We start from the raw sequence: 21,912 nt of genomic DNA on the forward strand, positions 1-21,912 counted from the left end.
CATAGCGCACTGCTCGCTTTCCAACAGTATTACACAACTGATTCAAGCGCAATTTGCGTTCTTTTCTTCAGTGTTGAATTCAGTTTCCAATGGTCAGGGCTCCAACCAATAAGGAACCGACAAAAATCCGCACAGGCAAGATTATAGAGTTTTTGCCACTCCTGAACGACAGCATGGGCGAGGTCACTATCGTGATAATTGCAAATTGCCTCGTACAAGCGAGTGAAGTAAATTGAAAGGCAGTACTCGGTGTGGTCTTTTTGATCATCTTCTGATAACGCGCTGCCGATAAAGTAAGCTACGTCCTTTATTCCGCATCCATGGCCGGTATACTGAAAATCCACCCCGGCACATTGTGTGAAATCATCGCTAAAACAGAAGTTTGCAACTTTTGCATCGCCATGTAACAAAGTCTGATAAGCACAATTCGCCAATTGCTGTGCTATAACTTTAGCATTCTCCTTCAAAAGTGAATCTGGCATTACCCGCCACTCATCAAGGCGCGTATTTAAATGCCAGTAGGTTCCTTCTTGCCATACCCGGGTGTCTTTCAGGTTGATAAATTTGCCATGAAAGTCAGCCAGCCACGTCAAAACGCATTCAGCCTGCTTGACTGATAATACTGAACTGCGACGTGGAAATGCAGTGTCGACATCTTCCAAAACTAGCAGGGTGGCGTTGTCCCGGCTATCTGAAGCCACAAGTTTTGGAACGGTACATTTGTGGGTTGTGAAAGGCTGTAGTTTTTCGTAGAAGTGGCGTTCTACCTCGTAGGAAGTAAGTTTTCTGTCATGACCAACAAGAGAATTCCAGCCTTTTGGGTGAGAAGAGGGGGCCTGGGGAGATACAGCTTTGACGACAATAGACTTTCCGGTTTCATCAATAGCACGAAAGCACGCGCCATAATTATTCCAAAGTGGTTGAATAAGGGAGACCGCTCGATAATTTTCATGGGTGAGGTCATGCAACCATTTAACAAAGTGTACTGGTACTTTTTGCGTCATTGTTTGCTCCCCAAAAAAAAGCCGTACTTACGTGTACGGCTTTATGATGTCATTAAAAGTGTGAGTTAATTCACAGCTTCTTGTTTTGCTTCATCTTGATCACCAAACTCAGTGGGTAATGTCATGGGTGCGGCGGCAGAAGACGTTGCACTAGACACAGATGCAGATTTAGCTGATTTTACCAGTAACGGGCGTTTATCATCTGGCTTTGCAATAGGTTCAGCAATACCAAACTGCGCATCAACCTCTGCAGGTAGAGTGGTTGGGTGGGATGCTGATTTTTGGCCCAGACTACGGGTTGGTGTAAAGCTTGGCAAAGTGGTTTCTACCACTGACTTACCAGCATCTGTTTGGGTTTCTTCAACAGTGGCTGCGTCAGTCGTTGCATCTTTCGTTGATGACGCTTTTTCTGCGACAACAGTTTCTTCTTCACTTTCTGAAGACGGTGTCTGACTTGTTTCCGCTTTTTCTTCTGAGGCGAGATTAATTTCGACCTGTTCAGGTGCGCTGATAGTGTCACCTTCAACGCGAACACGAGGTTTTTGTGTCCGTGAAGATTTAGGTTGTGTATCTTTATCTGGATCCGCTAGGTCAAACTGAAGTTCGTCTTGCACTGCTTCGCTAGCAACAGCCTTGTTGTCGTCCTGAGCCGAACTGCTGTCAGCTTTTGGCTCCACAGTTTCTGCTACGGGATTCTCCGCAGGTTCAGGAGCAGTTCCCGTAGTTGTATCGACCTGACTTGTTTCAACCGTTGTAGTTTCGTTGCCAGGCTCAGAGTGTCGGACGTGGATGTCTGAAGGTTGTTGTCCTTCCGGCGTATCCTGTTCTTTACGTCTGCGTTGTCCCGCTGCCCGAACATGCCTTGGTGAGCGTCTTGAGCGCCCACGAGCTTCCCGCTTTTGACCATTGTCATCACTGGCTTGTGCGTCTTGCTCGTCACTTACGTCCGAAGTAGCCGACTGATCCTGTGTTTTTTCAGGGCTTTCCTGCTGTACCTCAGGCTTAAGCTGAGCAGACTGAGTTGCTTTTACTTCGTTCTCAACTGGCAACGCATTGACTTCAGTATTATCCACTGATGCAGCAGAGTGACTTTCTACTTTTTCTGCCGGTGCAGCTGTCGCCGTTGGAGAATCAACACCTGCTTCTACTGGTGTGCTTTGCTGCTGTTGTACACTGTCACTTTGCACGCGTACGCTGCGACGTTTATCACGGCGTTTACGGCGCTCAGCCACTTGTTTCTTGCGGGCTGGTTTGGCTTCCTGAGATTCGCTTTCAGGCGACTTATCAGTTTGCTGATCAGCTTTTTTTGTATCTTGCTCAATGCTTTTAGCGTCTTGGTTTCTACGCTTTTGTTTTGGCTTATTGCGCTTCTCTTCCTGACGTTTAGCAGACGATTTGTTGTCGTCTTTTTCACCTTGCTGGTCGTAGTGCTTAGCACGGCGATTACGATTATTACGCGGTTTACGGTTGCGGTTGTCGCTATTTCGTGAACGTCGTGGCTTAGTTTCCACTTCTTCTTTCTGCGGCTCTTTTTCTTCTTCACCGCCAAGGATCAAGGATATCCATTTGCCCAGCTTGGTAAACAGGTTACCTGATTGCGCGGCTTGCTCAGGTGCTTTCTTTGGCTGGCGAGTAGCTGGAGCAGGAGCTGGAGGTGCTTCAGTGGGCGCGACTAAACCTTTTAGTGCCGGCTCTTCCCGTTTAACTGGCGCAGCTGACGGCTGGAAGGACGTGTCTTCTTCATTTTCTTTAAGGCTTACGTTGTAGCTGGCTTCAGAAACAACTTCATCCGGACGGTGTCTGACAACCTCATAATGGGGGGTATCCAGATTAGGGTTAGGGATGAGTAGCAATGAGACATTATGACGCTTCTCAATAACATTGATTGATTTGCGTTTTTCGTTGACCAGATACGTTGCGACAGGAACGGGAAGCTGCGCTTCAATTTGTCCGGTGTTGTCTTTAATCGCTTCCTCTTCCATGATGCGAAGAATCGAAAGCGCCAGTGATTCTGTACCACGAATGGTACCGTGGCCTGAGCAACGGGGACAAACGTGATGCGCCGATTCACCTAATGAAGGGCGCAAACGCTGACGGGACATTTCTAACAAACCAAAACGAGAAATGCGGCCTAGTTGCACTCTCGCACGATCCGAGCGTACAGCATCCTTCATTCGGTTTTCAACTTCGCGCTGGTGGCGTACCGGCGTCATATCAATAAAATCAATTACCACAAGGCCACCGAGGTCTCGCAGGCGCAATTGACGGGCGATTTCGTCTGCCGCTTCAAGGTTGGTATTGAGCGCGGTCTCCTCGATATCTCCGCCTTTTGTTGCTCTGGCAGAGTTAATATCGATGGACGTCAAGGCTTCTGTCGGGTCGATGACAATCGAACCACCTGAAGGTAAGCGAACTTCACGTTGAAACGCCGATTCAATCTGGCTTTCGATTTGATAATGACTAAATAGGGGAACGTCGCCTTTGTAGAGCTTCACCCGACTGGCAAAGTCTGGGCGAACCAGTTCAATGTGCTGAAGGGCTTCTTCATAAATACTGGTTTTGTCGATGAGGATTTCACCGATATCTCTACGCAGGTAATCGCGAATGGCGCGAACAATAACATTACTTTCCTGGTGAATTAAAAACGGTGCAGCACGGTTTTCGGCAACCTCAGAAATAGCCTGCCAATGCTTGAGCAGTACCTTTAAATCCCATTCAAGTTCTTCGTAAGATTTTCCCACACCTGCAGTACGAACGATAAGGCCCATGCCATCGGGTAAATCTAAACGGGATAGAGAGTCTTTGAGGTCGTTGCGCTCGTCGCCTTCGATTCTTCTGGATATACCGCCAGCTCGGGGATTGTTTGGCATGAGTACCAAATAACTGCCGGCTAAAGACAAAAAGGTAGTCAAGGCAGCGCCTTTTTGGCCTCTTTCTTCTTTGTCTATTTGAACAATGACTTCCTGACCTTCTTTAATAACATCTTTGATGTTGGGACGGCCTTCGAATTTGTAACCTTTGGGGAAGTAAGTTCGTGCAATTTCTTTTAAGGGAAGGAAACCGTGACGTTCCGCGCCATAATCAACAAAGGCAGCTTCTAAACTAGGCTCTACACGGGTAATTTTACCCTTGTAAATATTGGCTTTCTTTTGTTCGTGCCCGGGACTTTCTATATCAAGATCATACAAGCGTTGCCCATCTACAAGGGCGACGCGCAACTCTTCTTGTTGAGTTGCGTTAATTAACATTCTTTTCATTGTATCTAACTCTGTTTGAACAGCCGCATAGACACAAAATCAAAATGACGCGTGCAAACACTCGCCACTCAGCCTCCCGGCTGTGTGCGGAATTTGTTGTACAGTCGTATTACCCAGCGCATGATAATTGCGCTATTTACATGGGTGTCGGGAACGACGGCCCTTACTTTTTGTTTTTCCCCCGATTACTTTTATCCGGGGAAAGGTCAATTTAATTCTGTTTGGCTAAACGGCGAACTTTTATTTTAAAATTTTGACGGTGCTTAGTTTTAAAGGCTTTTGTGCTGCCGATATAAACTGGGCTATTCAAATAATTCAGGTGCCCGCCCGACATTCATGGTTCACGTTAAAGTTCGAACCGGATTTTGTAGTTGCAATTTGTCACATAGTTTAAACAACAACAAAATCCTTTGGATTATCTCACCATCTTCCCGAGAGACGCAAGCAAACTTCCTGCTAATTTTTCAATTATCAATGAAATGTCAACTTGCGCGGTATGTTTTTTGTTCATATTTAGTTATTTTTGATTGGTGGTACAGGTCAGTGGAAAGATTTTCCGAACTCAAGCACAGCTAGACACAAGATATTATCTTTTTCTAAAGGTTCTAAACGAGTGATCTCATTTGAGAATATGTAGTTCTGTATTTTATTTTGCCATCGAAAGTGAGTGTCTTAGCGTATTTTTGCTTAGGGAATTACATCTAGTCAGTTATACTTGCGACCATGAAAAATGAAATCCATCAAAAAGTTCGTTTTGTAACGATAGAACCCGATCTGGCAGGTCAACGGGTAGACAACTTTTTGCGCACCCAGTTAAAAGGCGTGCCAAAAAGTATGATTTACCGCATATTGCGCAAAGGCGAAGTAAGGGTAAATAAAGGCAGGGTAAAACCCGACTATAAACTTGCTACCGATGATCTCGTTCGCATTCCACCGCTTCGCACTGCCGAAGTCAAGGACACGCCAAACCCTAAGTTAGAAAAGGTGGCTGAAATTGAATCCTGCATTCTCTATGAGGATGAGCGTATTTTAGTTATCAATAAGCCGTCCGGCACGGCGGTACATGGCGGTAGCGGTTTAAATTTCGGACTTATTGAAGGGCTTCGTGCGCTAAGGCCCCAGGCTAGTTTTATGGAATTAGTACACCGCCTCGATCGCGATACGTCAGGTTGCATTCTGGTGGCCAAAAAGCGCTCAGCACTTCGCCATCTGCACGCACAGTTACGAGAAGGTCAGATGGATAAACGGTACCAGGCCCTGGTCGCGGGGGAGTGGCCAGAGAATCGTTTCAAGGTGAAAGCCCCCTTGTTAAAGAACGTCTTACAATCTGGAGAACGCTTAGTTAGTGTGAGTGAAAATGGCAAGCCTTCCGAAACCCGTTTTCGTATATTGCAACGCTTTAGCGGTGCAACCTTAGTGGAAGCTTCGCCAATCACAGGCCGTACCCACCAAATTCGGGTACATTGCCAACACGCCGGACACGCCATAGCCTGCGATCCCAAATATGGCAATGCTGAGTTTGATGAAAAAATGCACGGGCTGGGCCTAAAACGCTTATTTCTACATGCAGCTAGCATTCGGTTTACTCATCCAGGTACGGAAGAAACAGTGCGTTTCGATGCACCTTTGGATACAGCGTTAACGAACTCAATTAAGCAGTTAAATGAAATCTTATAAATTTATTATTTTTGACTGGGATGGCACGCTGATGGATTCGGCTGCAAAGATCATCCATTGTATGCAATTGGCTGCCAAGCGGTGTGATGTAGCTGTACCTACGCCTGAAGCTGTTGGTGGCATCATTGGTATTAGTCTTCGCCCAGCAATTCAAACCCTGTTTCAGCTTACCGATGATAAACAGACTGATGAGCTAGTTGATGCTTATAAAGCTGTTTTTATTGAGCAAGATCAGATTCCGAGCCCGCTATTTTCTGGTGTCACTGATATGCTGACGGCACTTCATGAAAATGGAAATGTCCTCGCTGTTGCAACAGGTAAAGCACGACGTGGTTTGGAGAGAGCGTGGGCGAATACCAACACAGAGCAATATTTTTCTTATTCACGCACGGCAGACGATGCCGAGTCAAAACCTTCAGCAGACATGATTATTCAACTGCTTGCGGAATCTGGTGCAGCACCACACGAAACTGTCATGGTTGGCGATACTACCTTTGATATGCAAATGGCCAGAGACGCAGGTATTGATAGAATAGGGGTATCTTATGGTGTTCACGCGCCATTACATCTGGAAGCATTTGAGCCCCAGGCTATTGTACACGACATCGACGAGTTGAGGCGCTGGCTGTTACCTGTCTGAGGTGGCAAGAACGAGCAAATCAATATCAAATTCTGACAGCATGTCCCTGAGTAGCATTACTGGCAGGCCAATCAAAGCCTGGGGATCACGTGAATCTATTTGGTCGAATAATAAAACGCCTTTCCCCTCAGACTTAAAACTTCCTGCACAATCATAAGGCGTTTCACAGTGTAGATATTGTGTAATGTGCTGTTTCGTGAGTGTTTTGAAATACACGGTAGTCGTGTCAATAGCAGTATATTGCTTGTTCACGCTCTGCTGAACAAGGCTCAACGCAGTATGAAAGGTAACTGTTTTTCCGCTGCAAAGAGTCAGTTGCTCCATTGCGGCCTCAAAGTGATGGGGTTTTCCCAGAATGACAGTCTCTCCGTTATCGTCTGTCAATGACGCAACCTGGTCTGAGCCTATAACCAGCGCATTTGGATGGGAAGATGCCACTTTCGTTGCTTTTTCGCCAGCTAGTCGAGTCGCTAGAGCATCAGGAGTCTCGCCATGTTTTCGCTGTTCATCGATGTTAGGTGAGATACACTTTGCATTAATGCCAAGCGCTGCCATTTGCGACTGCCGGTAGCGGGATGAACTGGCAAGAATAAAGGGTGGAGGTAACATTACGGCCGTATCCGAATAATCACAGTAGTGTATGATGTGCCTAAGTCTGACCGATTCTACAACACAGGTCTATGGCGAAGAAAAGATAAATTACCGAGAATTGCTGTGAAATGCGATTAATGCTTTGACAGTGATAAGGCAAATCTATATTATGCGCGCCCTATGCAGAAAGTGAAATTACCTCATTCCGTCGACCCGGTCAAAAGCGCCGTAAAACGTTCCGATTACAGGGGCGTTATTGCGAGTAAAGACATGGTGCGGTTAAATGAAGCTGTTGTCAGTTGTGATGAATGGGTGAACGCCGAAGTACAGTTCAAAAAAGACGCGCAGGGTCTTACTGTCTTTCACGGTCACTTACAAACACAGGTAACACTTATCTGTCAGCGGTGCAATGGTGAGTTTACTCACGACCTTTATACAGAGTTTTGTTTTAGTCCGGTGCAGGGACAACAAGAGGATGATGAAGGATTGCCCGAAGCTTATGAACCGGTAGAGGTCAACGACCACGGAGAAGTCAGTCTGCTTCAAATTTTTGAAGACGAATTGATTATTTCGTTACCCATTGTCGCCCTTCATGCAGAGGAGGATTGTGCAGTGAGTAAAGATGATATGACATTTGGAAAAATTGACCCGGCAAATGAGCGACCAAACCCTTTCGCGGTTTTGAAAGAACTTAAGCGAGACCAGGAGTAAGTTATGGCAGTACAACAAAATCGTAAAACACGCTCTAAGCGTGGTATGCGTCGTTCACACGATGCATTGACAGGCGCGACTTTGTCTGTCGATTCAACGTCAGGTGAAACTCACCGTCGTCATCACGTAACCGCTGATGGTTACTATAAAGGCAAAAAAGTCATCGAACGTTAATCGATTGGTGATTACCTTTTGTCTAAGCTAACCATCGCGTTAGATATCATGGGGGGCGATCATGGTCCCCCTGTTATCCTTCCGGCAACCCTCAAAGCCGTCCGGCTTCATCCCGATTTTAACTTTATTTTGTGTGGCGACCAGTCGGTCATTAACCCCGCACTTGACAACCTGTTACCTGAACAACGAGCCCGAGTGACTGTAGAACACTGCGAAGATGTTGTTGAAATGGGTGATGCCCCCGCGTATGCACTTCGAAATAAGAAAAAGTCATCCATGCGACGTATTGTTGAACTGGTGGAGAATAAATCTGCTTCAGCATGTGTGAGTGCCGGTAATACTGGTGCGCTTTTGGCCATGGCCTATTATTTGTTAAAAACATTACCCGGTATAGATCGCCCGGCGCTGGTATCTGGCATGCCGACAGCGAGTCAGCACAGAGTATTTCTTTTAGATCTTGGTGCCAATGTAAATTGTACGTCGGAGATATTGTTTCAGTACGGCGTGATGGGGAGCGTACTTGCTCAGGAAGTCTTTGGTGTTGAGAAGCCTCGAGTGGCGCTGCTCAATGTTGGCGAAGAGGATATTAAGGGCAATGCGCAAGTAAAAATTGCAGATCAATTGTTTCGTCAGGCAGATGCTCTTAACTACATTGGTTACGTCGAAGGGGACGATATCTTCACCGATTGTGCTGATGTGGTTGTCACTGACGGCTTTACAGGCAATGTCGCGTTAAAATCTACGGAAGGTTTAGCTAAACTCGTGATCAGTGAGGTCAAAAGACAGTCACAATTAAACCTTTTGACCCGACTTATGGCCAGAATTGCTTTACCACTGCTAAAAAGCATCTACAACCGCGTGAACCCCGACCAGTATAATGGTGCGAGTCTGTTAGGATTGCGCGGCATTGTGATCAAGAGTCACGGGAACGCCTCAGCCGATGCATTTTACTATGCTATTTACCAGGCAATGCAGGAAGCAAGAATGGGTATTCCGGAAAAAATAAAAAGTAAAATAGAAACGGTTTTGTTGGAGCAGATTTGAGTAATTATTCACGAATTATCGGGACTGGCAGCTATTATCCTAGCGAAGTCCGCACGAACGCCGATCTCGAATTAATGGTAGATACCAGTGACGAGTGGATTACCGACCGCACCGGTATCAAAGAAAGACGCATTATTGGGGCAGATGAAACCGCGGCAACGATGGGCGCAGAGGCCAGTCGTCATGCCATCGAAGCTGCTGATGTCGACCCTCAGTCAATAGATATGATTGTGTGTGCCACTACCAGTGGGCGATATTCTCTCCCCAGTACTGCTTGTGAAATTCAACGTATTTTACAACTCGATGGCATTCCTGCGTTTGATGTTGCCGCAGCTTGCGCTGGTTACTGTTACGCACTGAGCGTAGCTGATCAGTATATTAAGTCTGGAATGGCCAAGCGCATTCTCGTGGTGGGCACCGACTGCTTAAGCAGGCTGGTTGACCCCAAAGATCGCTCCATGGTGATTTTGTTCGGCGACGGTGCCGGAGCTACGATTATTGAAGCCAGCGACGAGCCGGGCATCTTGTCGACCCATATACATGCCGCAGGTTCTTATGGCGATCTACTATACGTCGGAAATCCGACTCGCGGTGATGAGGCATCGGTACATGAAAACTGGGGCGTAATGAAGGGGAATGAAGTATTCAAAGTTGCGGTGACGAAATTGTCTGAAACCGTAATACAAACCCTTGAAGCCAATAATATGCAAAAGTCTGACCTCGATTGGTTAGTTCCTCACCAGGCTAATTTTCGTATTATAAAAGCCACAGCGAAGAAGTTGGATATGTCACTTGATCAAGTGGTCATCACCCTTGAGAAATATGGAAATACATCTGCAGCCACTGTGCCTACTGCTCTGGACACTGCAATTCGCGATGGCAGAATAAAACGTGGTCAGAATTTATTGTTAGAGGCATTTGGAGGCGGATTCGCCTGGGCCTCTGCATTAGTCAGATATTGATATACATTTTTTACTCCGAGTAAAAGAAGATAAGAAGAAGGAACAAAGATGAGTCGAACTGCCTGTGTTTTCCCCGGTCAGGGTTCTCAAACTGTTGGCATGCTAAAAGAGCTTGCCGAAGAACATGCTATCGTCGAGCAAACCTTTGCTGAAGCTTCAGAAGTATTAGGGTATGACTTGTGGGAACTGGTTCAAACTGATGAGCAAGGCAAATTAAACGAAACCCACATAACTCAGCCGGCACTTCTCAGCGCCAGTGTGGCCATATGGCGTATTTTGCAAGAACAAGGGCTTAACGCTGATTACGTTGCCGGACATAGTTTAGGCGAATATTCAGCATTAGTATGTGCTGGTGCTATTGCCTTTGCAGATGCCGTAACACTGGTTGAAGCCAGAGGTAAATTTATGCAGCAAGCTGTTCCGGCTGGTGCTGGTGCTATGTACGCCATAATTGGCCTGGACGATAACAAAATTGCAGAAATTTGTGAACAAACTGCCATAGCTACCGGCGATGTTGTTGCTCCTGTGAATTTTAATTCACCTGGTCAGGTTGTCATTGCCGGAGAGAGAAATGCAGCGGAAAAAGCCGGAGATGCATGTAAAGAGGCCGGTGCTAAACGTGCGCTACCGCTATCAGTAAGCGTACCATCTCACTGTGAACTCATGCGTCCAGCAGCAGATAAGCTCGATGACGCACTGGCGTCGATCAACATTAGCACGCCTTCTATTCCGGTGGTGAATAATGTTGATGTTAAAATAGAAGAAACACCAACTGCAATTAGAGATGCACTCGTGAGACAACTTTATTATCCGGTTCAGTGGACGAAAACCATTCAGTTTCTTGCTGCTTCCGGCGTAGACAAGGTTGTCGAAGTGGGACCAGGCAAGGTACTAACCGGCCTTAATAAGCGTATTGATAAGTCACTTACCAGCGTGGCAGTGAACACACCAGACTCGCTATTAGCAGTTTAATCTGGGGTTAATAGGAAGAATATGACACAATTAAGCGGAAAAATCGCATTAGTGACCGGCGCAAGTCGGGGAATAGGCAAAGCTATTGCCGAAGCCCTTGCAGCACAGGGCGCAACGGTAATTGGTACAGCTACCAGTGAAAAAGGGGCTGAGGCAATCTCTGATTACCTTGCTGAGTCAGGTGGAAAAGGTTTGGCCTTGAATGTCACTGACAAAACCTCTGTAGAAGCGGTATTAAAAACCATTGCAGATGACTTTGGCGTTATTGATATTCTTATCAATAACGCGGGTATTACCCGTGACAACCTGCTCATGCGCATGAAAGACGATGAATGGCAGGATATTATCGATACCAATTTGTCGTCAATATTTACGCTCTCTAAAGCGGTATTGCGTGGTATGATGAAAAAACGCTGTGGTCGCATTGTTAATGTTGGCTCTGTTGTTGGTAGCTCAGGAAATGCTGGCCAGGCTAATTATGCAGCCGCTAAAGCCGGTGTTATTGGGTTTTCGAAATCAATGGCGCGAGAGGTGGCTTCCCGGGGTATTACCATTAACGTGGTTGCGCCTGGTTTTATCGATACGGATATGACGAAAGCATTGACAGATGACCAGAAGGAAGCGATCTTTAAGGATATTCCGGCAAACCGGTTAGGCGCGCCTGAAGAAATAGCTGCCACTGTTGCCTTTTTGGTAAGTGATGGCGCAGCTTATATTACCGGTGAAACCATTCATGTGAATGGTGGTATGTATATGAACTAATACTGCAATTTATGCAGTTAACAACACTTTATCCTTGTTTTGAAAGGGTGATGGTGTTAAAAATTTGTAGAATTTAATTGGTTAGTTGCTGGTTTGACCAGATAATTTAAATAAACTGGTACTTGCAAGGCAATGACTTGCAAAATAAACTAGCGGCACTTTTTTATCTAGTGACGTTAAGGGAAACCTAGAATTATGAGTAACATTGAAGAGCGCGTAAAAAAGATCATCGTAGAACAGCTGGGCGTTAAAGAAGAAGAAGTAAAAGCTGAAGCTTCCTTCGTTGATGATTTGGGCGCAGATTCACTCGACACTGTTGAGCTGGTAATGGCTTTAGAGGAAGAGTTCGATACTGAAATTCCTGACGAAGAAGCAGAAAAAATTACAACTGTTCAATCTGCTATCGACTACATCAATGCAAACAAAGACGACTAATATCGTCTGTTGAATTTGCGGAAACGGCTCTGTTAAGAGCCGTTTTTGTATCTATCGTTATTTCCAATACGAGGGCTTTTTGTGACAAAACGTCGCGTAGTGGTTACTGGAATGGGAATGTTATCTCCGCTGGATGTTACAGTGGAGGGTACCTGGTCTCGGTTGTTGAAAGGCGAGAGCGGTATTGGAGACATTACCCTGTTCGATTGCAGTAACTATTCCACTCGATTTGCAGGTCAGGTTGATAACTTTGATCCGCAAGAATATATCGAAAAGAAAGAAACAAAGAAGATGGATCGGTTTATCCAGCTGGGTATTGCTGCGGGTAAACAAGCGTTGGCCGATTCCGGACTTTGTATCACTGAAGACAATGCACACCGTGTAGGTGTGGCTATTGGTTCAGGTATCGGTGGTCTTGAGCAAATCGAGCAAAATCATATCAAATTGCTAAACAGTGGTCCTAAACGGGTATCTCCGTTTTTTGTTCCGTCTACTATTACCAATATGATCTCCGGGTTTCTTTCAATCATGGAAGGCTTAAAAGGGCCCAATCTGAATATTGTGACAGCCTGTACCACGGGTGTTCACAATATTGGCGTTGCAGCCAGAACTATTGCATATGGTGATGCCGATGCTATGTTGGCTGGCGGTGCTGAAGCGTCTATAACGCCTCTTGGTATTGCAGGTTTTGCAGCTGCAAGAGCACTATCAGCAAATAATGATGCACCTCAACAAGCAAGCCGCCCATGGGACAAAGACCGGGATGGTTTTGTCATGGGAGAGGGTGCTGGTGTAATGATGCTTGAATCATACGAATCCGCTGTTGCCCGAGGCGCTACTATTTATGCTGAATTAACCGGCTTTGGAATGAGCGGTGATGCTTATCACATGACATCGCCACCTTCCGACGGTGAAGGCGCTGCCCGCTCAATGGAAAACGCACTGTTAGATGCCAAAATGGATGGGAAAGACATCGGCTATATTAATGCTCACGGTACGTCTACACCAGCAGGGGATAAAGCAGAAGTGGCAGCTGTTAAGCGAGTCTTCGGCGACCACGCTCATAATTTGCTGGTAAGCTCCACCAAATCTATGACTGGTCACCTCTTAGGCGCGGCCGGTTCTGTTGAAGCCATTTTTACTGTTCTCGCGTTACGAGATAAGATGGCTCCGCCGACCATTAACCTGGATAATCCAGGTGAAGGCTGCGACCTCGATTTCGTACCTCACAAAGCAAAAGCTTTCGAGTCTCCTTATGCATTGTGTAACTCTTTTGGGTTTGGCGGTACAAACGGTTCCTTAATTTTCAAACGTATTTAATTACCTGAAAATCGGTTAAAAAACCCGCTTAAAAGCGGGTTTTTTATGTTTGCTATTTTTAATTTACTGATTTCTCACTTCTTGAGAGTGCTGAACGCTCAAGCTCAAGCTCAAGTGCACTGCAAAGGTCAACAGGCTTTAAGTCTGCTGAATTATCCCTTGTCTACTGATATAATCTGCCGCCTGTTTGTAAGTTAAACGGGATCTTGATGTCAACCAGCCCAGCCTTGGATCGTGCTTCACAGTATGGAGACGGACTTTTTACAACAACCGTGGTAAAAAATGGCGAAATTACATTGTGGGAATTTCATCGTCAGCGTCTTCTTTCTGATAGCCAGCGCTTAATGATTAATATCGACTGTGATCAATTGCAAGATGATGCGTTTAAACAAGCACAGGCATTGGCCAATGGCGTTCTAAAAATTCATCTGTCAGCTGGTTTCGGTGGCCGTGGTTATCAACGGGATGAGACAGCCTTAGCCCGGGTAACCTTTTCTCGCCATCACATTCCTTCGCATTATGAAAGCTGGCGCACAAGCGGGATAGAAGTTGATGTAAGCCCGGTAAAGCTTGGTCTTCAGCCATTGCTCGCGGGCATTAAGCATCTGAACAGGTTGGAACAGGTACTTGTAAAGCAGCACTTGAATTTCGATGATGCGCTGGTTACCAGTATTGACGGGTTCGTCATAGAAGCCAGTGCGAGTAACGTTTTTTGGTACAAAAACGGCACTTGGTATACGCCTGCAATCGAGCAATGTGGTGTGGAAGGTGTATTCAGGAATTATCTTATTGCTACCCTGCGTGCAGAGGGTACAAGTGTTGAGGTGAGCAATTACAGGCTGGATGACTTACTCTGTGCAGACGGTTTATTTGTGTGTAATGCGCTAATGAAAATTGTGCCTGTAACAGTGGTTCATCACCAGAAACAGACGTTTGAATTTGATATAAAACCTGTCAGGCAATTACAGCAACATATTATGGACAAGGTAGCGGACTTTTTATGAAATGGGCTGTGGGCATTGCCATTGTTGTTGTTATCTCGCTCAGTGCAGCTATTGCGCTGAGTATGTGGGGGATGAATGCGCTGAATGCTTCGGTAAACATTAACGAGCCGGTATTGTTTACGGTTGAACCGGGGCAGTCACCACGGTCGGTTGCAAAGAAACTAAACGAGAACCGAATAGTGTCACTGCCAGGTTGGTTAACCAAGCTATGGTTTAAACTGAACCCGGAGGCTATTCACATCAAAGCGGGCACTTATGAACTTATGCCAGGGCAAAGTTTCATAACGTTATTCGCCACTATGTCAGAGGGTAAGGTACGCCAGTTCAGTGTTTCACTTATTGAAGGGCAGACCTTGCAGCAATGGCTGGAAGTACTTTCTAACCAACCTTATCTTGTTAATGATGTGAAGACCGAAAATATCCCCTTATTTTCAGGCGTCAGTGGAATGCCTGATAATGCTTATCCGGAAGGTGTTTTTCTCGCTGATAGTTATTTTTACACATCAGGGACTCACGTCAGTGAAATATTAAGACGTGCCAATGAAGATCTCGTCGCATTCGTTAAACAGACATGGCAGGAAAGAGATGTCGATTTGCCTCTTCGCACACCCTATGAAGCGTTAATCCTTGCGTCTATCATTGAAAAAGAAACCGCAGTAGCTGCAGAGCGTCCCTTAATTGCGGGTGTCTTTGTAAACAGATTAAACAGGAACATGCGATTGCAAACTGACCCAACCATTATTTATGGGTTGGGTGATCGGTTTGACGGAGATATTAAATACGCGCATTTGAGTGAGAAAACGGCGTACAATACGTACGTTATTAAAGGTCTGCCGCCTACGCCTATTGCCATGCCTGGTAGAGAGGCGATCCTTGCTGCATTGCATCCTCAAAAAACTGAAGCATTATATTTTGTGGCAAAAGGAGACGGCAGTCACGTCTTTTCATCTTCACTGGAAGCGCATAATGCAGCTGTAAACCAGTATCAACGCAATCAGGGCCCAAAGTAGTATGATTGGAAAGTTTATTGTTATTGAAGGCCTTGAAGGGGCAGGGAAGAGCTCGGTTATCGACATAGTGAAGCACATTGTTTGCCAGCGCGGTCATAGCTGTATTACCACACGGGAGCCGGGTGGAACGCCCATGGCAGAAGCTATACGGGAATGCGTGAAACACGAGTGGAAGGAAAATGTGTCGGAAGAAACGGAATTAATGCTGATGTATGCAGCCAGAAGGCAACTTCTGGTAAATGTTATTCAACCGGCGCTGGAAAAAGGCCAGTGGGTAATTGGCGATCGCCATGATTTGTCTTCTCTGGCCTATCAGGGCGGAGGCAGACAAATAGATGCTGATAAACTCGATGCTTTAAGACAGCTGTGCTTACAAGGTTTTAAGCCGGATCTCACATTATACCTGGATGTTGATCCTGCCGAAGGGCTCAAACGAGCGCGAGGTCGCGGTGAACTTGATCGTATCGAAAAATCCGGTTTGGCATTTTTTCAGCGCACTCGAGAGCGTTATTTACAGCTTGCCCATGGCGACGAACGTGTACATATCATTGATGCAATGCAGCCAATGGAAAGAGTGCATAATGATGTAAGAACGACCCTTGAGGCTTATCTGTCGTGATTTATCCCTGGTTTGCTTCACTATTTAATCAACTCGTGGGACGTTTACAAAAACGTAGTCTGCATCATGCACTACTGCTTAATGGCCCTCCGGGATTGGGAAAGCAGGATCTTTCTCGCGGCTTAGCTCAGGCCATCCTATGTAAAAATACCAAAGAAGATGGTGCTTGTGGTGTCTGTCAAAGCTGTGATTTATTTTCCGCAGGTACTCATCCTGACTTTCATTGGCTATCCAGTGAAAAACAACTAGGCGTAGATAAAATTCGCGAAGGTATTGGCAAACTAGCTGGTACTGCGCAGTTGGGAAACAACAAGGTGCTGGTTATGCCTCGGGCTGAAAGTATGACCGAAGCAGCGGCAAACGCCTTATTAAAAACCTTAGAAGAACCCACAGATAACACTTATTTATTACTATTAACAAGCCAGCTTACTGGTTTATTACCTACTATTTTAAGTCGTTGCGAAAAGCACACATTACCACTTCCTGATAAAAAACAGTTGCAGTTGTGGCTTGCCCAAGCCGGCTTTTCAAATGTGAGCGAACAGTATATGGGAGCCTACGGTTTCTCCCCTCTATCCTTACGCGCAAGTCTTGAAGAGAATTCTGAAAGCATGTCTTTTGAAACCTTTGAGCAAGGATTGGCAAGTCTTAAAAACAAAGAAGTTAGTGTCAACACACTTGCTGGAAAATGGCAGGATGACGCTTTGCAGGTCGTAACATGGCTTCAAGCAGAAGCCCATCAGGCTTATCTTAATAGTATGGGCTCAGCGGATTATCAAAAAGCCTTGCGATGTATAGAAGCGAAGCAGCGTTTGTCCCATGCTGGGGTCAATAAGTCGGTGATCCTTTCCGGCCTGCTATCCGTTTTTTCATCGCATTAATACAGATCGATTAAGGGTTATATTTTGTTTGTAGATTCTCATTGCCACCTCGATAGGCTAAAACTGGATGATACTGCTCTAAATGAGGCGTTAGATTTTGCCAGAAAGCGGGGAGTAGAGCATTTTCTCTGTGTATCAGTTTCAGTTAAAGACTTCGACACTATGTACGAGAAAGTAAAAGGTTTTGAAGATGTTTCTGTATCCTGTGGTGTGCATCCACTCCATCAGGAAGATGCCTGTGATTATGATACCTTACTTGAAAAAGCGGCGCGTCCTGAAGTTGTCGCTGTTGGAGAAACCGGGTTAGACTATTTTTACAGCGCAGATACAAAAGAGGTTCAGCGTACCTCGTTTGTCGACCACATCAAAGTGGCGAATACCCTGAGTAAACCGTTAATCATTCACACCAGGGATGCAAGAGAAGACACCATCGCTTTATTAAAAGCGCATAAGGCACCTCACACCAAGGGGGTACTGCATTGCTTCACCGAATCTTTAGAAATGGCTCAGGAAGCCATAGCAATGGATTTCTATATTTCCATATCCGGAATCGTGACTTTCAATTCAGCACAAGCATTAAGAGATGTAGTGACCGCATTGCCATTAGAACGGCTCCTTATTGAAACTGACTCTCCCTGGTTGGCCCCAGTACCCCATCGTGGCAAAGAGAATCAGCCAGGCTATGTGGTGGAAGTTGCCGAGTTTATCGCTGAGCTAAAAGGTGTGTCGGTGCAGTCACTGGCAGAGATAACAACAGACAACTTCTATCGATTGTTCGATCATGTTAAAAACAGCTGACTCCAACTCTCCGGATTGGATCTCCCGGTTGGAAAAAGTCTTCAGCAGACTCGTGGTATACCGGAAAGCCGCTATTTTCAAATGGCAACTTGTAACGACCAAGGCTTACCTCAGGTACGCACTTTGGTGTTGCGGGAACTGGATAACGAAAATCAATTTTTATATGCGTATTCTGACCTTCGTACAGAGAAAATAGCTGAAATTCGCCTTCGATCTGATTGTGCTTTGTGTTGGTATTTTGCTGCAACCCGTGAGCAATACCGAATAACGTGCAAGGCTAAAATCATCACCCTTGATTCAGAGCCAGAACGGTTGTACGCCTGTTGGCAATCGATGTCGGACCACGGGAAAAAACAGTATTTCTGGGGGCAACCGAAAACGCCACTTGAAGACAAACAATTGCTTAACAACGCTGGTGTGTCTGCGAAACCTCCTGCCCATTTCTGTCTTATTGCATTTGATCCCAGCGAGGTAGATTATTTAGCTCTTAAGCACAGCCCTCACCTACGGGTATTAAGTAAAAGAGATAAAATGGGATGGATATCAAGGGCGGTTGTTCCTTAACCACCTATAAAGCCAATCTGGTTTTTAGAAAAATTCTGCGATATCGTGATCGCCACGATAGAGAGGGATTATCCTATTTTCACTGCCAGTGGATTTAACGGCGTTAACGATGGCTGTAGCAACGTCCTCTCGTGGGATCACTGCATCATCTTTATCTTCTGGCATTGTAGTTTGGACTTTGCCGGTACCGGGTTCATCTAAAAGTGAGCCTGGGCGCATGATGGTGTAACGTAATCCACTGAGTTTCAGGTGTTCGTCTGCCATGTGCTTAGCCACTAAATAGGGCTTTATTTCAGATGGTACGGCGTCTGGGTCATCGGCGCCTAAAGAACTGATCATGGTAAAGCGATTAGTACCATGTTTTTTGGCATACTCAACCGCATTTCGGGCTGACCACAAGTCTATTAATAGCGTCTTATCTGCACCCGTACTACCGCCAGAGCCTGCAGCGAAGACCACTTGTTCACAATCTTTAAAGGCTGCTGAAAAATCGTCTTCTAAATCTTTTTCAAATATAGTCAGATTATCATGCTGAATATCATTTAGTTTTTCAGCATCTCTTACCAATGCCTTAACTGAGATTCCCTCTTCTAGCAGTTTTATCGTTGCTTTTTTCGCAATATTTCCGCTAGCGCCAATAATTAGTACGTTCGTCATTTTTGAACCTCATTTATCATCAAATGTGAGATTTCTATGATTTGCTGATTAGATGGATCACTAGCTTCTGTGAACTGACAATAGAGGACGGTAGATGACATGTAAGCATATGCATGTATGAATTCTAAGAGTACAAAGCCATACAGCATTTTTTGTATTTCTTAGCACTACCGCAGACACAAGCTTCATTTCGTCTAGGTCTATATTGGCCCGTGTCAGTATGGATGAGCCCTGTGTGATATTTCCACTCACCCTGTTCAGTGATAAAAGTGGAAGTTTCGTGTAACAGGAAAAGGCGTTGGGTGTCGGTGTACCAAGCTTTAAATTCGACTTCATGGTTACAGGGCACTGTGACAACTTGAAGGCGGATCCATTTGGTATCATGACAATCAGCTGCCAGTGCAGCTTCAGTCAATGTTGCTCTTTTTTTAGCGCTATAAGTCTGAAGAATGTAGTTGTATGCACCGATAGCATATGCAGAATATCGTGAACGCATGAGTGTTTCTGCACTCGATGCGACTTTATTCCCTGCAACTATGGGCTGGCAACAGTCACTAAATCTTTTACCACTACTACAATAACAAAGCATTTATCACCTCCGAGGAGGGCAGTTTACGCTTCACATTGTATACCCGCAATATTTACCACGGTCCAACAACTACGTTTTTCGCACCTTGAATATTGTCGTCATTTTTTACCTGTAGATTAATTACTGACACAGCATACAGGTGACAAAGTTTTTGTATATTTGCGCGCTCCGATGCTTTAAGTGCAAGGTCTTCAACATATATGGTTTTACACTGACCACTAGTAATTAATTTTGAAATCCACGTGGGTACAGTTTCTTGAGCAGGTTTTTGCATTCGAATGGTGTGAGGCATGTCTTTTTTAAAAGCCACTGAATTCGATAACAAATAACACCAGCCCCTTGGCCGTGACACTTCGGCGGGAGCGCCGTCGAAAGGGAAAGAAAGTTGAACCACATTGTTAGCATGATGACTGTTTGCATTAACCATATCGAAACCTGTTTGTTTATACAGTGTATGCGTATACAGTAGTTTCTTTCTTTTGACGATGCAAGTTTTTTTTGCATAAAAAAACACCGCCAATGGGCGGTGTCATCTATGTACTCTTATATTGTTTAGCTACTTAACTGCTTTTCTTAACGTTAATTGCTGAGAATGCTCTTAAAACAGATTTGCGACTGATAAAAATAATAACTGCGCCCAGCCAATAAAATACCGGGTCTTGCCACCCTGTTTTCAATGACCAGGTGTAATGTAGTAAAGCCAAAAACAGACACGGATATACCAGGTTATGGAGGCGCTGCCAGTTTCTCCCCATTTTTCGCCTGATGACCACAGGAGAAGTCACGGTAAGCATCAACAAAATGATAAGGGCGATAGCACCAACAATGATGTATGGGCGTTTCGTTAATTCTTCAGCAATTAACGACCACTGCAATTGGAGTTCGAAGGTGATATACGTTGTCACGTGAAGTAGTGCATAAACAAACGCATAAATACCGGTTGCTCGTCTGAATTTTATCAAATCGCCACAGGGCAAACGTTGTGCAAGAGGAGATATCGTCAGTGAAACAAGCAACAGGTTGATCGCTGTGAGGCCCGTTGCGTTTAGCAGTGCTTCTACAGGGTCGGCCCCTAAGGTATCGTTGACAGCAGCATAAAAAAGCCACGCAGCGTAGCCAAGGGCGAAAGCATGTAACGCCCCTTTTACAACATATCGATTCGTTGTAGTAAGGCGGATAGGTTTTGAAAATAGCGTTTGCATCAATAGTTTTTCGTTAAATCCAGGCCTCTGTATATGTCTGCCACTTCTGCGTAGCCGTTAAACATTTGAGTGGGAATGCGCTGTTGATTAAAAAGGCCACCAGTGGTGATCCTTCGTTCTGAAGCCTGGCTCCAACGGGGATGATCTACACTCGGGTTAACGTTTGCGTAGAAACCGTATTCTTGTTGAGCAAGACGGTTCCATGTAGTAGGGGGTTCTTTGTCTGTCAAACGAATACGAACAATTGATTTGATGCTTTTAAAACCGTATTTCCACGGAACGACTAACCGTATAGGGGCACCATTTTGTGGAGGTAGCGTTTTCCCGTATACCCCAACAGACAGCAAAGTCAAAGGGTGCATGGCTTCGTCGATAGTTAACCCTTCAACGTAGGGGTAATCAATACCTCCACCCACAAAACGACTGCGCTGCCCGGGCATTTGCTTGCGGTCGTAAAGTGTTTCAAAGGCTACGTATTTTGCGGAAGATAAGGGCTTGGCTTTCTTTAGAAGTTCACTGAGTTGAAATCCCGTCCAGGGAATAACCATCGACCATGCTTCCACACACCGCATGCGGTAGATACGCTCTTCAAGACTGAAGGTGGAGTAAAGGTCGTCGTAGTCCAGCGATAAGGGGTTTTCTACCAATCCGTCAATACTTAAGGACCAGGGCTGTACCTTAAATGACTGGGCATTCTTTGCCGGATCATCCTTGGCTGTACCAAATTCATAGAAATTGTTGAATGTGGTTACTTTGTCATAGGGCGTTAGCTCGCCGTCAATCACGTAATTTTCATTTCGGCTATAGGTTAGCGGTTTGGTAGTAAAGGTTTTTTCGTCTTCGTCATCGCTAAACCAGCCAAATGCATTGGCTTTGCCGCTTAGTAATGAACCTGCACCAATGTATCCCATTGCTTTAAGGACTTGTCTTCTGCTGCGGTAAACGGATTCGTCTGTAACGTCATTATCTTTTAAAACTACAGTGGGTTTATAAGGTTTGCCCATAATTGTTTCCTGATTCACCGAAGGTCAGTATTGTA

General features: G+C 45.3%; 24 protein-coding genes. 16 read left to right on the forward strand and 8 right to left on the reverse strand.

Translation table 11 applies throughout. The annotated features are described in order from the left end of the window. Positions 1-29: 29 nt before the first annotated feature. Positions 30-1,004, reverse strand: coding sequence for a phosphotransferase (locus ACXACM_RS12460; RefSeq protein ID WP_474822084.1), 975 nt, complete (start codon positions 1,002-1,004; stop codon positions 30-32). A gap of 65 nt (positions 1,005-1,069) precedes the next feature. Then, positions 1,070-4,261, reverse strand: a complete 3,192-nt coding sequence (rne, locus tag ACXACM_RS12465; RefSeq protein ID WP_474822085.1) for a ribonuclease E — start codon at positions 4,259-4,261, stop codon at positions 1,070-1,072. A gap of 723 nt (positions 4,262-4,984) precedes the next feature. On the opposite strand from rne, the gene rluC reads away from it, so the two are divergent. Continuing rightward, a complete protein-coding gene (gene rluC, locus ACXACM_RS12470; RefSeq protein ID WP_474822086.1) occupies positions 4,985-5,938 on the forward strand; it encodes a 23S rRNA pseudouridine(955/2504/2580) synthase RluC in 954 nt (317 codons plus the stop codon). Next, the gene (locus ACXACM_RS12475) at positions 5,925-6,578 is read left to right on the forward strand and encodes an HAD-IA family hydrolase (protein WP_474822088.1); all 654 of its coding nucleotides are present in this window, start codon (positions 5,925-5,927) and stop codon (positions 6,576-6,578) included. Before rluC ends, ACXACM_RS12475 begins: the two co-directional genes overlap by 14 nt. Here ACXACM_RS12475 and ACXACM_RS12480 read toward each other — a convergent pair. After that, positions 6,567-7,187, reverse strand: coding sequence for a Maf family protein (locus ACXACM_RS12480; protein WP_474822090.1), 621 nt, complete (start codon positions 7,185-7,187; stop codon positions 6,567-6,569). The genes ACXACM_RS12475 and ACXACM_RS12480 overlap by 12 nt on opposite strands. Positions 7,188-7,349: 162 nt before the next feature. Between ACXACM_RS12480 and yceD the strand changes: the two genes are divergently transcribed. From yceD to ACXACM_RS12550, 14 genes are all read left to right on the forward strand, one after another. Further along, on the forward strand, positions 7,350-7,880 hold the full coding sequence (yceD, locus tag ACXACM_RS12485; protein ID WP_474822091.1) for a 23S rRNA accumulation protein YceD: 531 nt from the start codon (positions 7,350-7,352) through the stop codon (positions 7,878-7,880). A gap of 3 nt (positions 7,881-7,883) precedes the next feature. Next, positions 7,884-8,054, forward strand: coding sequence for a 50S ribosomal protein L32 (gene rpmF, locus ACXACM_RS12490; protein WP_474822093.1), 171 nt, complete (start codon positions 7,884-7,886; stop codon positions 8,052-8,054). 18 nt (positions 8,055-8,072) lie between these two features. Next, positions 8,073-9,098, forward strand: coding sequence for a phosphate acyltransferase PlsX (gene plsX, locus ACXACM_RS12495; RefSeq protein WP_474822094.1), 1,026 nt, complete (start codon positions 8,073-8,075; stop codon positions 9,096-9,098). Further along, a complete protein-coding gene (locus ACXACM_RS12500) occupies positions 9,095-10,060 on the forward strand; it encodes a beta-ketoacyl-ACP synthase III (protein ID WP_474822095.1) in 966 nt (321 codons plus the stop codon). Before plsX ends, ACXACM_RS12500 begins: the two co-directional genes overlap by 4 nt. Before the next feature lie 48 nt (positions 10,061-10,108). Then, the gene (gene fabD / locus ACXACM_RS12505; protein ID WP_474822097.1) at positions 10,109-11,032 is read left to right on the forward strand and encodes an ACP S-malonyltransferase; all 924 of its coding nucleotides are present in this window, start codon (positions 10,109-10,111) and stop codon (positions 11,030-11,032) included. A gap of 21 nt (positions 11,033-11,053) precedes the next feature. Next, positions 11,054-11,794, forward strand: coding sequence for a 3-oxoacyl-ACP reductase FabG (fabG, locus tag ACXACM_RS12510; protein ID WP_474822098.1), 741 nt, complete (start codon positions 11,054-11,056; stop codon positions 11,792-11,794). 195 nt (positions 11,795-11,989) lie between these two features. Further along, positions 11,990-12,229, forward strand: a complete 240-nt coding sequence (acpP, locus tag ACXACM_RS12515; protein WP_216026242.1) for an acyl carrier protein — start codon at positions 11,990-11,992, stop codon at positions 12,227-12,229. Between the two features lie 81 nt (positions 12,230-12,310). Beyond that, the gene (gene fabF, locus ACXACM_RS12520; protein WP_474822100.1) at positions 12,311-13,549 is read left to right on the forward strand and encodes a beta-ketoacyl-ACP synthase II; all 1,239 of its coding nucleotides are present in this window, start codon (positions 12,311-12,313) and stop codon (positions 13,547-13,549) included. Between the two features lie 206 nt (positions 13,550-13,755). Then, positions 13,756-14,553 (forward strand): aminodeoxychorismate lyase, encoded by a 798-nt coding sequence (gene pabC / locus ACXACM_RS12525; protein WP_474822101.1) that lies wholly within the window; start codon positions 13,756-13,758, stop codon positions 14,551-14,553. Beyond that, positions 14,550-15,563, forward strand: a complete 1,014-nt coding sequence (gene mltG / locus ACXACM_RS12530; protein WP_474822102.1) for an endolytic transglycosylase MltG — start codon at positions 14,550-14,552, stop codon at positions 15,561-15,563. The genes pabC and mltG overlap by 4 nt, the downstream gene beginning before the upstream one ends. 1 nt (position 15,564) lies before the next feature. After that, positions 15,565-16,182 carry a dTMP kinase gene (gene tmk, locus ACXACM_RS12535; protein ID WP_474822104.1) on the forward strand — a complete coding sequence of 206 codons (618 nt, stop codon included), beginning with the start codon at positions 15,565-15,567 and terminating at the stop codon, positions 16,180-16,182. After that, positions 16,179-17,063 (forward strand): DNA polymerase III subunit delta', encoded by an 885-nt coding sequence (gene holB, locus ACXACM_RS12540; protein WP_474822105.1) that lies wholly within the window; start codon positions 16,179-16,181, stop codon positions 17,061-17,063. The genes tmk and holB overlap by 4 nt, the downstream gene beginning before the upstream one ends. 24 nt (positions 17,064-17,087) lie before the next feature. Then, positions 17,088-17,861 carry a TatD family hydrolase gene (locus ACXACM_RS12545; RefSeq protein ID WP_474822106.1) on the forward strand — a complete coding sequence of 258 codons (774 nt, stop codon included), beginning with the start codon at positions 17,088-17,090 and terminating at the stop codon, positions 17,859-17,861. A gap of 15 nt (positions 17,862-17,876) precedes the next feature. Further along, on the forward strand, positions 17,877-18,425 hold the full coding sequence (locus ACXACM_RS12550; protein ID WP_474822108.1) for a pyridoxamine 5'-phosphate oxidase family protein: 549 nt from the start codon (positions 17,877-17,879) through the stop codon (positions 18,423-18,425). Positions 18,426-18,449: 24 nt separating this feature from the next. Here the strand turns inward: ACXACM_RS12550 and ACXACM_RS12555 are convergent, their stop codons facing one another. From ACXACM_RS12555 to msrP, 5 genes are all read right to left on the reverse strand, one after another. After that, the gene (locus tag ACXACM_RS12555; protein WP_474822109.1) at positions 18,450-19,082 is read right to left on the reverse strand and encodes an SDR family oxidoreductase; all 633 of its coding nucleotides are present in this window, start codon (positions 19,080-19,082) and stop codon (positions 18,450-18,452) included. 124 nt (positions 19,083-19,206) lie between these two features. Continuing rightward, positions 19,207-19,671 (reverse strand): YchJ family protein, encoded by a 465-nt coding sequence (locus tag ACXACM_RS12560; protein ID WP_474822111.1) that lies wholly within the window; start codon positions 19,669-19,671, stop codon positions 19,207-19,209. A 52-nt stretch (positions 19,672-19,723) separates the two neighbouring features. After that, complete coding sequence (locus ACXACM_RS12565; protein ID WP_474822112.1) at positions 19,724-20,098, reverse strand: deoxyguanosinetriphosphate triphosphohydrolase; 375 nt, start codon at positions 20,096-20,098, stop codon at positions 19,724-19,726. Positions 20,099-20,231: 133 nt separating this feature from the next. Next, positions 20,232-20,873: a protein-methionine-sulfoxide reductase heme-binding subunit MsrQ gene (locus ACXACM_RS12570; RefSeq protein WP_474822114.1), complete on the reverse strand. Its 642-nt coding sequence runs from the start codon at positions 20,871-20,873 to the stop codon at positions 20,232-20,234. Further along, a complete protein-coding gene (gene msrP, locus ACXACM_RS12575; RefSeq protein WP_474822115.1) occupies positions 20,873-21,877 on the reverse strand; it encodes a protein-methionine-sulfoxide reductase catalytic subunit MsrP in 1,005 nt (334 codons plus the stop codon). Before msrP ends, ACXACM_RS12570 begins: the two co-directional genes overlap by 1 nt. Positions 21,878-21,912 lie beyond the last annotated feature (35 nt).

The sequence above is a fragment of the Alteromonas sp. AWQ4_252 genome, from assembly GCF_056158205.1.